Here is a 12,780-nt window from a genome sequence, read left to right as displayed (position 1 = left end):
GATGCCGGAGATCTCGCAAGACCCCAAGCCGGAGCGCCATGTCCGTCCCTTGAGCGCGGAATCGTCCGGCACGGCGCCGGGCAGGGGACGCCTCAACGGCCGCCGCATCCTGGTGGTCGGCGGCGGCCAGCGCGTGTTCAATGCCGCAACCGATCCGATCGGCAACGGCCGCGCCATGAGCCTGCTGTTCGCGCGCGAGGGCGCGCAGGTCGCGGTCGCCGACCTCAACCGCGCCTCCGCGGAGGACACGGTCGCGCGCATCGCGGCCGAGGGCGGCCGTGGTTTCGCGATCGCTGCCGATGTCACCAAAGAGGCCGACGTCATCAGGATGATCGATGAAGCTCATCACGCGATGGGCGGGCTCGACGGCATGGTGCTGAACATCGGCACCTTCGGCAAGACCGGGCTCGACAATGTCAGCGCCGAGGAATGGAACAGGATCTACGACGTCAATGTCCGCGGCCCGATGCTGTGCTGCCGCGCCGCTCTGCCGAAATTCGCGGACGGCGGCTCGATCGTCTTCATCTCCTCGATCGCGGCGCTGAAGGCGGGATCGCAGATGGCGGTGTATGATTCCTCCAAGGCCGCGCTCGGCGGTCTGATGCGCAACATCGCCCATACCGGCGCACGGCGCGGCATCCGCGCCAATTTGGTCTATCCGGGGCTGGTCGATACGCCGAACGGCCGCGAGGCCGGCGCCGGCCGGCCGTCGCGCGGCAAGAGCCAGGTCCCGTTCGGCCGCCAGGCGACAGCATGGGAGATTGCCTATGCCGTGCTGTTCTTCATGTCGGATGAAAGCGTCTACGTCACCGCACAGACGCTGGCGGTGGATAGCGGGCTGAGCGGGATGTAGCGGACTGCTGCACCTCTCCCGCCTGCGGGGGAGGTCGCATCGCATCGAAGATGCGATGCGGGTGGCTCGCGCCAGCGCGTCGCTATTCGGCGGCGATGCTGGTCGGAATCGGAAGCGCCACCTTCGGGCCCGTCTTTGCGGCGCGGCGGCTCTTCTTGCTGAAACGGCTGCCCGCCAGCAGCGCGGCGGCGGCGCGCAGCTGCTCGCGCAGCCATTGATTGGTGGTGTCGCCCTCGGCGGTGGCATGCCAGTAGAGATAGTTGACGTGCGGGCTGATCGGGAACGGGCAGGGGAAGCACTGCAGCAACCCGGGATCCTCCAGCACCGAGGCGGCGCTTTCGGATGCCGTGAGCAGCATGTTGCTGCGGCTCACGACATGGCAGGCGGTTGCAAAATTCTGGCAGGTCAGGCGGACAGTGCGCGTCAGGCCGAGGCGCTGCAACTGAAAATCCTCAAACGACACGCCGCTGCGCCGCGACGTCACGCAGACATGCTCCATGCGCAAGTAAGCCTTCTTGTCGAGCCGCGCGCGTAGCTCGGGATGGCTGCGCCGGGCGAACACCGCGATATGCTCGGTCAGGATCTGCTCGCGCCGCACCTCGGTCGAGAGCGGCAGCAGCGTATCGATCGCGACGTCGAGCGTGCCGGCGGCCAGCTCACGCTCCAGATTGTTGCGCTCGCTGCGCACCGTGGCGATCTCGACCAGCGGTGCGACGCTGCTGATCCGGTTGATCAGCGCGCTCAGCATCGGCGCCTCGAGATTGTTGCGCAGGCCGATCACGAACCGCTTCGGCGTCTTGGCCGGATCGAAGCGGTTGGTGTGGGTCAGCGTCGTCTCGAGGCCATTGAGCGCCTGGCGCACGGTGGTGATGATCTGACGCGCCAGCGGCGTCGGCGTCATCACGTGATGGCGGCGCACGAACAGGGGATCGTTGAACATCGCGCGCAGCCGGCTCAGCGCGTGGCTCACTGCGGGCTGCGTCAGGTTGAGACGGAAGCAGGCGCGGCTGACGCCGCCCTCGGAATAGATCGCGTCGAACACCACGAACAGGTTCAGATCGATATCGCGCACATGCATGGAAATAATCAATCCGTATCCGTCGAATGCATTTGACGAATATGAGTTGCCACTCTTAAAGTCTCAAGCAAAATAATACCTGGAGGAAACGATGAGCGTGCAATCGCCATCGCGCGGCGTTGCTGTCCCTGCGGCATCATCTCGCTCGGGCTCAATGTTCGCCAAGCCGAGCCAGGAGCAGATCGTGCTCCTGATCACGATCGCGCTTCTGGTGGTGTTCGGCCTGACGCTGAACGGCTTTGCCACCGTCTCCAACCTGCTCAATCTGTTGCGCAGTATATCCATCCTCGGCGTGCTCGGCCTCGGCATGGGCCTGATCGTGATCAGCCGCGGCATCGACCTCTCCGAGGTCGCGATCATGGCGGGTTCCTGGGCCATCGCGCTGATCTACATGCAGAACGGCATGCCCGTTTTCACGGCAGTGCTGCTCGCGCTGGCAATTGCGGTCCTGATCGGCGTCGTCAACGGCGTGATGGTCGCCTTCGTCGAGGCGCCGGCGCTGTTCGTGACGCTGGCCGCCGGCTTCGTGATCTATGGTCTCGCGTTCTGGATCGCGCCGGCCTGGGTGGTCTACGCGCCGAAGGACGCGCCGGGCCTGATGTATCTCGGCGCCGGACGGCTGTTCGGCGTCCCGGTTCCGATCCTGGTGTTCGCGGCCTGTGCGATCGCGATGCACCTGTTCCTGTCGCGCACCTCGATCGGCCGCTTCATCTACGCGCAAGGCGACAATCCGGAGGCCGCGCGGCTGACCGGCATTCCGCTGCGGCCGCTGATTGTGCTGGAGCACGTGCTGGTTGCGCTGCTCGCCTGGATTGCAGGCCTGGTCTGGGTCGGCACCACGGGCAGCATGCAGATGGCGATCACGCAAGGCACCATGATCTTCGACGTCGTGCTGGTCGTCGTGATCGGCGGCATCAGCCTGATCGGTGGCCGCGGCAGCGTGTTCAGCGTCGTGGTCGGCTGCGTCCTGATCGGCACGCTGCTCAACGCCTTCACCATCATGGACGTCAACAGCGAGGTGCAGAACATCATCAAGGGCGTGGTGCTGCTGGCCGCGATCGTGCTCGACAATTGGCTGCATCCCCGCGACGAGGAGACCGCGCGGCAAGGGGACTAGTCTTTCGCGCCAATCAATCAAAACAATCCCAAATCAATCAAAAGAATTTCTTGTGGAGGAGACGATGAAGACGACGAAGTTCTGGACGATCCTGCTCGCCGGTGTGGCGGTTGCCGCAATGCCGTTCGCGGCATCGGCGCAGGAGGAGGGCACCAAGGCCGGGCGCGAGTTGCGCGCCGCCTACGACAAGTCGCTGCAAGGCAAGACCATCGCCTATCTGCCGATCGCGCTCGGCGTGCCATTGTCCGATGAATGGGGCCGCGTGGTGCAGGAAGAGGCCGAGTGGCGCGGCATGAAATACGTCGTGCGCGATCCCAACAACAATCCATCCGCCATGCAGCAGGCACTGACCGCGCTCGTCGACCAGAAGCCTGATGTGCTGATCGTGCAGAACCCGAGCGTGACGCTGCTGATGAAGGACCTCAAGCGCGCCGAGGCCCAGGGCACGCATGTCATCCAGGTCAACATGGCCTCGAACTACAAGTCCGGCGCCTTCGTCGGCGTCGACTGGCGCGAGATCGGCAGGTTGCTCGCCAACGAAGCCGTCAAGGCGTGCGGCACCGGCTCCGGCAAGTCGGGCAAGGTGCAGATCGTGCAGGGCGAGTTGACCGCGGCCGCCAGCGTTGACCAGGTCGGCGCCATCATGGACGTCCTGAACAGGGATCCCAACATCAAGGTGGTGTCGAACCAGGCGGCGAACTGGGACGCCAACACCGCGCTCAACATCACCGCGACCGTGATCCAGCAGCATCCCGACCTCTGCGCCTCGATCGGCTTCTGGGGCATCATGGAGTCGGGCGCGGCACAAGCGATCCGCAATGCCGGCAAGATCGACGACGTCAAGGTGTTCGCCTCGGGCGAGGGCTCGCAGCTCGATTGCGACCAGGTCACGTCGGGCAATTTCAGCAAGTTCCTTAGCTACAAGGCGACAGAACAGGGCCACGATCTGATGTTCGCGGCCGAGACGCTGCTGATGTCCGGCGATAAGCCCGGCACCAAGAACCTGTCCTACTACACGCGGCCGATCTGGATCGATAAGTCGAACGCTTCGCTCGGCGGCACCTGTTTCGCGCTACCCAAGAAAAACTAACAAGGCGCGGGGCAGCCGGCGCGGGGGGCATTCCCGCGCCGGCTGTGACAAGGATCAGAATCCGGACACGTGAAACCGGATCGAGGGAGTGCTTTGATGTCGATGGCCGTTGATTCCTTTGCCGCGTCGGTGCGGCGGTTCTCACCCCGGCTCCTGCTGTCGGAGCTGTTGCTGAAACAGTGGTTCGAGCCGGTCGTTCCATTCACCGTGATGATCGGGCTGTGGGCGTATTTCGCGCTCACCATTCCCGACTACGCTTCGGTGCAGAACTCGGTGTCGCTGCTGCGGCTGTTCGCCGAATTCGGCTTCGTTGCGCTCGCGATGGGCTTCTGCCTCGTCACCGGCGGCATCGATCTTTCGGTCGGCGCGATCTTCGCGCTGTGCAATTTCGCGGCGCTGTATTTCCTGCTGGTGCGCGAATGGCCGGTCGGCCTCGCGGTGCCGGCGACGCTCTTGGTCGGCGCGCTGCTCGGCAGCATCAACGGCTTCCTGATCGGCTTCCTCAAGACGCGGCCGTTCCTGACCACGCTGGTGACGCTGATCATCCTGCGCGCCTCGGTCAATCTGCTCAACACCAGCTATGCCCAGGTGTTCGCGACCAACTCGATCGACAGCGACGCCTGGGATTTCATCGGCGGCGGCAGCGTGCTCGGCATTCCCGTCAATGCGGCGACGCTGTTCGTGGTGCTGTTGATCTGCCACATCTTCCTGTCGCGCTCGCGCTATGGCTGGCATCTCACCGCGATCGGCGCCAGCCGCAAGGCGGCGCGCCACGCCGGCATCCGCGTCCGCCTGATGCTGTTCATGACCTATGTGCTGTCGGGCACGCTGTGCGCGGCGAGCGGCGTCTTCTACGCCGCACGGCAGGCCTCGACGGATTCCACCACCGGTGTCGGCTGGGAATTCCAGGCGCTCACCGCCGTGGTGCTCGGCGGCGTGTCGCTGGCCGGCGGCAAGGGCACGGTGTGGCGGGCGATGATCGGCGCGCTGATCATCTTCCTCTTGATCAACGGCCTCGTGCGCATGGGCATCCCGGGCTACGTCACCTCGGCGGTGACGGGCATGATCCTGCTCGCGGCCGTCGGCATCGACGTCAAATGGTCGAAGAACCGCGGCAAGGCGATCCAGAAGATCTATGTCAATCCGGCCTTCGTGCCGTTGGCCTCGGCGCCCGCGGTGCAGCCCGGCGCGGCATCGCCCTACGCGCAGAACGATCGGCTGATCAAGGCGCAGGCGATCGGCGTCGATCAGGTCGAGGGTCCCGAGGACGTCATCCTCGACCGCCAGGGCCGGCTCTACGGCTCGACCCGCGACGGCAATGTGATCCGCTTCTCCGGGCCTGACTTCAAGACCCGCGAGGTGTTCGCCCATATCGGCGGCCGGCCGCTCGGCATGCAGTTCGATCGCGACGAGAACCTGATCGTCGCGGTCGCCGGCATGGGCGTCTACGGCGTCGCGCCCGACGGACGCATCTTCAAGGTCACCGACGAGACCAACCGCACCTGGTACAAGCTGAACGACGACAGCCGCCTGCGCATGGCCGACGATCTCGACATCGCGCCCGACGGCAAGATCTATTTCAGCGACTGCACCACGCGCTACGAGATGACCACCAACACCCTCGACATCCTCGAGGGCCGGCCGAACGGCCGCGTGGTCTGCTACGACCCGGCGACCAAGACCACCCGCACGGTGATCAACCACTTCTATTTCCCGAACGGGATCTGCGTCTCCCATGACGGCAAGTCGATCCTGATTGCGTCGACCTCGCTGTGCAAGGTGTTCCGCCACTGGATCGACGGGCCGAACAAGGGCAAGACCGAGGTGCTGATGGATGAGTTGCCGGGCAATCCCGACAACATCAACCGCGCTTCCGACGGCACCTACTGGCTGGCCCTGGTCGGGATCCGCACCCCGACCTTCGACCTCGCCGCGCGAAAGCCCGGATTCCGGCTGCGCATGGTCAAGCAGGTGCCGACCGACGAATGGCTGGCGCCCGCGCTCAATCATGGCTGCGTGCTCAAGTTCAACGAGAAGGGCGAGGCGCTGGAGTCGTGGTGGGATCCGACCGGAATCTCGCATTCGACCCTGACCTCGATGCGCGAGCATCAGGGCTATCTCTATCTCGGCGGGCTCGAGAACAACCGGATCGGCCGCATCAAGCTCGACGGCGTCGACGACAGCTGGACAGGCTACGATGCCTATTGGGGCGCAAAGAGCAGGGTGACGAAATAATGGGATTCTTCGATCATCTGCTGCGCGACATCCGCAGCGTCGTCGACCGCGACGGCGGCCAGAACGCGATCCCGCCGCTCGACGGTGCGCTGAGCCCGAACGACCGGCTCGACACCGCCGTGCCGATCGTCGAGCCCTTGCCCGGCGTCGACGACGTCATCGCCGCCGGCGACGGCGCGATCTATGTCTCCGCCGGCCGCCAGGTGCTGAAGCTGAGCGGTGCGGATTTCTCGACCCGCACCGTCATCGTCGAGTTCGAGGACGATGCCGGCGGGCTGGCGCTGCATCCGGACGGTCGCCTCCTGGTCTGCGTCGCGGGCAGGGGGCTTGCCGCGATCGATCCCGCAAGGCCTGCGCCGCGCTGGCTGGACGCTGTCGGCGGCAGCGCGCTCACAGGATTGTTGTCGGTCACGGCAGCGCCCGATGGCCGCATCTATGCGGTCGAAGGCAGCATCGGCCGCCGACCCGGCGAGTGGCGGCACGATCTGATGGAAAAGCGCGCCAATGGCCGCTTGATCAGCTGCGGTGCCGGCCTCGACAATCCGCAGGTGCTGCTGCGCGACCTGCCATATCCCTATGGCGTGATGGTTTCGGCCGACGGCAACAGCCTGTGGCTCACCGAGAGCTGGGCGCATCGCCTGAGCCGGTTTGCTCTCACCGCCAACGGGCTTGGCCCGCGGGAGACCATCGCCGCCAACATGCCGGGTTATCCGGCGCGGCTGCATCCGGATGGCCATGGCGGCCTTCTGCTCGGCATGTTCGCGCGCCGCACCCATCTGATCGAGTTCGTGCTCAAGGAAGACGATTTCCGCGAGGAGATGATGGCGACGATGCCGCCCGAATACTGGGTGGCGCCGGCGCTGGTCGGCGGCAGCGATTGCCTGGAGCCGATGCAGATCGGCAGCGTCAAGGCGCTCGGCATCCAGAAGCCATGGGCGCCGCCGCGCTCCTATGGCCTGCTGGTGCATCTCGACGCCGAAGGCGATGCGACCGACAGCCTGCACAGCCGTGCCGGCGGCCGTTTCCACGGCATCACCGCCGCTTGCGCCATGCCATCGGGGATCGTCATCGCGGCGCGCGGCGCCGGTCGATTGCTGCGCTATACGGGAGACCTGCGATGAATGACGGCGTGATGCAGGCTGCGACCGCGACACCCTCCGCTACCCGCGAGCCGGTGCTGCGGATCAGCAACGGCTCCAAGATTTATGGCGGCGTCCACGCCATCGAGGGCGTCAATTTCGACCTTTATCCCGGCGAGGTGCACGCCCTGGTCGGCGAGAACGGTGCCGGCAAGTCGACGCTGTGCAAGGCGATCGCGGGCGCGATCAATCTTACCTCCGGCGACTACCTGCTCGACGGCAAGCCTGCCAATTTCGAGCAGCCGCGCGATGCGCTCGATGCCGGTATCTGCATGGTCTATCAGGAGACCAGCCTGGTGCCGACCATGACCGCGGCGCAGAACATCGAGCTCGGCAACGAAAAGCTGCTGACGCGCTTCCGCACGCTGAACATCCAGGCGCAGCAGCTGTTGCAGTCGCTCAACTTCCACGTCGATCCGGCAACCCCGGTGGCGCTGCTCGGCACCGCCAAGAAGCAGATGGTGGAGATCGCGCGCGCGATCTACAACAAGGCGCGCATCATCATCTTCGACGAGCCGACTGCGTCGCTGACGCCGGAGGAGATCGTCCACTTCTTCCATCTGGTGCGCGACCTGCGCGCCCGCGGCGTCTCGATCATCTACATCTCGCATGCGCTGGAGGAATCGCTGCAGATCGCCGACCGCATCACCGTGCTGCGCGACGGCAAGCTGGTGATCACGGCGCCCGCCAAGCAGCTCACCCGCGATGCGCTGGTGCAGCACATGGTCGGGCGCGAGGTGGCGCAGGCGGTCTATGGCGGCAAGGCCAAGACTCATCAGCGCCGCGAGAAGGTGCTGACGGTCGAGAACGTCACCATGGGCATGGCTGTCAAGAACATGTCGTTCTCGGTCTATGCCGGCGAGGTGGTCGGCATCGCCGGTCTGATCGGCTCCGGCCGTACCGAGATCGCAAAAATCATCTACGGCGCGCTGAAGCGCAACCTGGTCAATGGCGGCACGATCCGGCTGCGCGGCAAACCGATCCGCTACCGCGTGCCGCGGCAGGCGATCAATGACGGCATCGCCTACATCACCGAGGACCGCAAGGCGAACGGCTTCTTCGAAACCATGGTGGTCGACGACAACGTCTATATCGGCAGCCTCGCTACAAAGAAGGGATGGAGCTTCCTGTTGTCGCGCGCCAAGCGCAGCAAGCTCGCCAACTACTGGGTCGACCGGTTGAAGATCAGCGCGTTGCAGCGCAAGGCGCGGATCATCGAACTGTCCGGCGGCAACCAGCAGAAGGTGGTGCTGGCCAAGACCCTGGTGCAGGAGCCGTCGATCATCTTCTTCGACGAGCCGACGCGCGGCGTCGACGTCGGCACCATCCCGCACATCCATGGCGAAATCCGCCGGCTCGCCGACGAGGGCAAGGCGGTGGTGGTGATCTCGTCCTACCTGCCGGAGATCCTCGCCGTCTCCGACCGCATCCTGGTCGCCCGCACCGGCCGCATCGTCGCCGAGTTCGACGCCGCGGATGCGACCCAGGACAAGATCCTGTATGCCGCGGTGCATTGAGGGCGGCCGGCGCGAACTCTTCCCCATCGTCATTCCCCGGTGCGCAATTGCGCACCTGAGGGCTCGCGAAGCGAGAGCCCGGAATCCATTCGGCCGCGCATGATGCGGCCTGATGGATTCCGGGCTCGGCCCTTCGGGCCGCCCCGGAATGACAGAAACAAGCCGTACTCCACGCTGGATCGCCCGCGAAAGCGGGCGATCCAGTACGCCGCGGCCTATCGGTACAAGCACAACTGCCTCTGGAATACTGGATCGTCCGGTCAAGCCGGGCGATGACGGAGTGGATCGGTAGTGCTCCGCAAGCGCGCTCATCCTCCCCTGGAGGGGGAGGATCGGTGCGCATGGAGCGAAGCGGAATGCGGACCGAGGTGGGGTGATCTCTCAACACGAGTACCGTTGGATGCGGAGAGGACCGTCACCCCACCCCGGATCGTGTCTCGCTTAGCTCAACGCGATCCGACCCTCCCCCTCCAGGGGAGGGTGGTGAACCCGCCCTTGACAATTATTTTAAGTATAAAATATTATCCCCTGCGTCGGCCCCTGGGAACAGGCCGCGTCCATACCCCGGCCGCCGAAGCCAGAGCATGATCCGAAAAAGTGGCAACCGGTTTTTCGAGAAGATCATGCTCAAACCGAAAGGCGAGAACGCCATGCGCATCGTTTGCATTGGAGGCGGGCCGGCCGGGCTCTACTTCGGCATCCTGATGAAGATGCTGGATCCCACGCACGTGATCTCCGTGGTCGAGCGCAACCGGCCCTATGACACGTTCGGCTTCGGCGTGGTGTTCTCGGATGCGACCATGGACAACATGCGCAAATGGGACCCGGCCACCGCTGACACCATCGAGCAGGCCTTCAATCACTGGGACGACATCGAGGTCCTGATCAAGGGCCGCCGGATGCGCACCACCGGGCACGGCTTCGTCGGCATCGGCCGCAAACGGCTGCTCAACATCCTGCAGGCGCGGGCCGAGGAGCTCGGCGTCGAGCTGATCTTCGAGCGCGAGGTGAATTCCGACCTCGAGTTCCCCGATGCCGACTTGATCGTGGCGTGCGACGGCGTGAATTCGAAGGTTCGCGTCAAGTTCGCCGAGACCTTCCAGCCCGACATGCTGATGCGGCCGAACCGCTACATCTGGCTGGGTACCGTCAGGCCCTTCGACGCCTTCACCTTCGACTTCCGCAAGACGGAGCACGGCTGGTTCCAGGCGCACATCTACAAGTTCGAGGAGGGCGCGGCGACCTTTATCGTCGAGACCACCGAAGAGGCGTATCTCGCGCACGGCCTCGACAAGATGGGGCAGGGCGATTCCATCGCGTTCTGCGAGAACGTGTTCAGTGAGATCCTCGAGGGTCATCATCTGGTCTCCAATGCGCGGCATCTGCGCGGCTCGGCCTGGCTGTCGTTCCCGCGGCTGATCTGCGGCAAATGGACCGCGTTCAACGGCAACAGCCATGTCGTGCTGATGGGCGATGCCGCCCACACCGCGCATTTCGCGATCGGCTCGGGCACCAAGCTCGCGCTGGAAGATGCGATCGAGCTCACCAACCAGTTCAAGATCCACGGCGCAACGCGCGAGAGCATTCCCGCCGTGCTGAAGGCGTACGAGGAACTGCGGCGCGTCGACGTGGCGCGGATCCAGAACGCCGCGCGCAACGCGATGGAATGGTTCGAGGTGGTCGGCTCGCGCTATGCCGACACGCTCGAGCCCGAGCAGTTCATGTATTCGCTGCTGACCCGCTCGCAGCGCATCAGCCACGAGAACTTAAGGCTGCGCGACAAGACCTGGCTCGAAGGCTATGAGCGCTGGTTCGCGGAGCGCAACGGCGTCCCCGCCACCAATGACCGGGTCACGCCGCCGATGCTGACGCCGTTCCGTATCCGTGGCCTGTCGCTGCACAACCGGATCATCGTCTCGCCGATGGCGATGTATTCGGCGGAGGAGGGCGTGCCGAACGACTTCCATTTGGTGCATTTCGGCTCCCGCGCGCTCGGCGGCGCCGGCCTGTTGTTCACCGAGATGACCTGCGTCTCGCCCGAGGCGCGGATCACGCCCGGCTGCTGCGGACTGTGGAATGACGCGCAGGCGGCGGCGTATAAGCGGATCGTCGACTTCGTGCATCGCAATTCGGACGCGAAGATCGGCATCCAGCTCGGCCATGCCGGCCGCAAGGGTTCGACGCGTGTTGCCTGGGAGGGCATGGACGAGCCGTTGCCCGACCATAACTGGCCGCTGGTGTCGGCCTCTCCGGTGCCTTATCTGCCCGACGGCCAGATCCCGGAGCCGATGAGCCGCGCCGAGATGGACGAGGTGCGCGACCAGTTCGTTGCCGCGGCACGGCGCGCTGCAAGCGCAGGCTTCGATATTCTGGAGTTGCACTGCGCCCACGGCTATCTGCTGTCGAGCTTCCTGTCGCCGCTGACCAACCGCCGCACCGATGACTATGGCGGATCGATCGAGAACCGCGCGCGTTATCCGCTGGAGGTGTTCCGCGCCATCCGTGCGGTGTGGCCGGAGGACAAGCCGATGTCGGTCCGCCTGTCCTGTCACGACTGGGCCGAGGGCGGCAACACGCCCGAGGACGCGCTGGCTTTCGCGAAACTGTTCAAGCAGTCCGGCGCGGACCTGATCGATTGCTCGTCCGGTCAGGTCTGGGCCGACGACCTTCCGATCTATGGCCGGCTCTACCAGACGCCGTTCGCCGACAAGATCCGTAACGAGGTCGGCATCGCCACCATTGCGGTCGGCGCGATCTCGGAGGCTGATCACGCCAATTCGATCATCGCCGCAGGCCGCGCCGATCTCTGCGCCATCGCCCGGCCGCATCTCGCCGATCCGGCCTGGACACTGCACGAGGCGGCGAAGATCGGCGTCAAGCAGATCGCCTGGCCGAAGCAGTATCTGTCAGGCAAGTCGCAATATGAGGCCAATCTCGAACGCGCCGCAGCGGGAGGGAAGGCATGACACGCTTCTGGCCCAACGCACATGCGCTGGTGACCGGCGCCGGTTCCGGTATCGGCGCTGCCACGGCGATCGCGCTGGCGAATGCCGGCGTGCGCGTCAGCATCGCCGGGCGCCGGATCGAGGCGCTGAAGGCGACGGCAGCGTCGCTCGGCAAGCAGGCGGGCGCCGTCGTGTCGATCGACGTGACTGACGAAGCCGCGGTGACCAAAGGTGTCGCGCAGATTGAGGCCGCGGCCGGGCCGATCGATATCCTCGTCAACAATGCCGGCAAGGCCGGCAGCGCGCCGTTCGACAAGACGAATGCTGCGCTGTGGGCCGACATGCTGGCGAGCAATCTCTCGAGCGTGTTCCTGGTGACGCAAGCCGTGCTGCCTGGGATGGCGCAGCGCGGCCGCGGGCGCGTGATCAATGTCGCGTCGACCGCGGGCCTCACCGGCTACGCTTATGTTTCCGCCTATGTCGCGGCCAAGCACGGCGTCGTCGGGCTGACGCGCTCGCTCGCCTTGGAATACGCGCGGCGTGGCGTCACGGTGAATGCGGTTTGCCCCGGCTACACCGATACGCCGCTGGTGGCGGATGCCGCCGCGAACATCGTCGCCAAGACCGGACGCAGCGAGCAAGAAGCGCGCGCGGCGCTGGCAAAGGTCAATCCGATGCAGCGGCTGGTCACGCCTGAGGAGGTCGCCGACAGCATCCTCTGGCTTGCCTCCGAGGGCGCATCGTCAATCAACGGACAAGCCGTCGCGATCGCCGGCGGCGAAGTCTTTACCGGGTGAAGGAAAAAT

Annotated in this window: 9 protein-coding genes; 8 read left to right on the top strand and 1 reads right to left on the bottom strand. The window is 65.2% G+C overall.

Annotated features, from left to right (window positions below):
- The first annotated feature begins 1 nt into the window (after position 1).
- Positions 2-853 (top strand): SDR family oxidoreductase, encoded by an 852-nt coding sequence (locus QDT69_RS01100; protein ID WP_279704835.1) that lies wholly within the window; start codon positions 2-4, stop codon positions 851-853.
- Positions 854-935: 82 nt separating this feature from the next.
- Here QDT69_RS01100 and QDT69_RS01095 read toward each other — a convergent pair whose 3' ends face one another.
- Positions 936-1,931, bottom strand: a complete 996-nt coding sequence (locus tag QDT69_RS01095; RefSeq protein WP_279704834.1) for a LysR family transcriptional regulator — start codon at positions 1,929-1,931, stop codon at positions 936-938.
- A gap of 91 nt (positions 1,932-2,022) precedes the next feature.
- Here QDT69_RS01095 and QDT69_RS01090 point away from each other — a divergent pair, with 91 nt between their 5' ends.
- The 7 genes from QDT69_RS01090 to QDT69_RS01060 all read left to right on the top strand — a co-directional run bounded on the left by QDT69_RS01090 (position 2,023) and on the right by QDT69_RS01060 (position 12,771).
- The gene (locus QDT69_RS01090) at positions 2,023-3,048 is read left to right on the top strand and encodes an ABC transporter permease (protein WP_245321139.1); all 1,026 of its coding nucleotides are present in this window, start codon (positions 2,023-2,025) and stop codon (positions 3,046-3,048) included.
- A 64-nt stretch (positions 3,049-3,112) separates the two neighbouring features.
- A complete protein-coding gene (locus QDT69_RS01085; protein WP_279704832.1) occupies positions 3,113-4,138 on the top strand; it encodes a sugar ABC transporter substrate-binding protein in 1,026 nt (341 codons plus the stop codon).
- A 96-nt stretch (positions 4,139-4,234) separates the two neighbouring features.
- Positions 4,235-6,373: an SMP-30/gluconolactonase/LRE family protein gene (locus QDT69_RS01080; protein WP_279704831.1), complete on the top strand. Its 2,139-nt coding sequence runs from the start codon at positions 4,235-4,237 to the stop codon at positions 6,371-6,373.
- Entirely contained in the window at positions 6,373-7,494 is a 1,122-nt protein-coding gene (locus tag QDT69_RS01075; RefSeq protein WP_279704830.1) for an SMP-30/gluconolactonase/LRE family protein, read from the top strand. Before QDT69_RS01080 ends, QDT69_RS01075 begins: the two co-directional genes overlap by 1 nt.
- Complete coding sequence (locus QDT69_RS01070; RefSeq protein ID WP_279704829.1) at positions 7,491-9,029, top strand: sugar ABC transporter ATP-binding protein; 1,539 nt, start codon at positions 7,491-7,493, stop codon at positions 9,027-9,029. Before QDT69_RS01075 ends, QDT69_RS01070 begins: the two co-directional genes overlap by 4 nt.
- A gap of 650 nt (positions 9,030-9,679) precedes the next feature.
- Positions 9,680-11,995, top strand: coding sequence for a bifunctional salicylyl-CoA 5-hydroxylase/oxidoreductase (locus tag QDT69_RS01065; RefSeq protein WP_279705170.1), 2,316 nt, complete (start codon positions 9,680-9,682; stop codon positions 11,993-11,995).
- The gene (locus QDT69_RS01060) at positions 11,992-12,771 is read left to right on the top strand and encodes an SDR family NAD(P)-dependent oxidoreductase (RefSeq protein ID WP_279704828.1); all 780 of its coding nucleotides are present in this window, start codon (positions 11,992-11,994) and stop codon (positions 12,769-12,771) included. The genes QDT69_RS01065 and QDT69_RS01060 overlap by 4 nt, the downstream gene beginning before the upstream one ends.
- The last annotated feature ends 9 nt before the right edge of the window (positions 12,772-12,780 follow it).

Source organism: Bradyrhizobium sp. CER78 (assembly GCF_029846235.1).
In the GTDB taxonomy this organism is placed as follows: Bacteria; Pseudomonadota; Alphaproteobacteria; order Rhizobiales; family Xanthobacteraceae; genus Bradyrhizobium.
Note: the sequence above shows the minus strand (reverse complement) of the source record. Positions and strands in the feature narration are given on the sequence as shown.

Bases quoted from the DNA above. Each gene is read 5' to 3' on its own strand.
- QDT69_RS01075 (WP_279704830.1), top strand. From the start codon at position 6,373: ATGGGATTCTTCGATCATCTGCTGCGCGACATCCGCAGCGTCGTCGAC.
- QDT69_RS01060 (WP_279704828.1), top strand. From the start codon at position 11,992: ATGACACGCTTCTGGCCCAACGCACATGCGCTGGTGACCGGCGCCGGT.
- QDT69_RS01085 (WP_279704832.1), top strand. From the start codon at position 3,113: ATGAAGACGACGAAGTTCTGGACGATCCTGCTCGCCGGTGTGGCGGTT.
- QDT69_RS01070 (WP_279704829.1), top strand. From the start codon at position 7,491: ATGAATGACGGCGTGATGCAGGCTGCGACCGCGACACCCTCCGCTACC.
- QDT69_RS01090 (WP_245321139.1), top strand. From the start codon at position 2,023: ATGAGCGTGCAATCGCCATCGCGCGGCGTTGCTGTCCCTGCGGCATCA.
- QDT69_RS01065 (WP_279705170.1), top strand. From the start codon at position 9,680: ATGCGCATCGTTTGCATTGGAGGCGGGCCGGCCGGGCTCTACTTCGGC.
- QDT69_RS01100 (WP_279704835.1), top strand. From the start codon at position 2: ATGCCGGAGATCTCGCAAGACCCCAAGCCGGAGCGCCATGTCCGTCCC.
- QDT69_RS01080 (WP_279704831.1), top strand. From the start codon at position 4,235: ATGTCGATGGCCGTTGATTCCTTTGCCGCGTCGGTGCGGCGGTTCTCA.
- QDT69_RS01095 (WP_279704834.1), bottom strand. From the start codon at position 1,931: ATGCATGTGCGCGATATCGATCTGAACCTGTTCGTGGTGTTCGACGCG.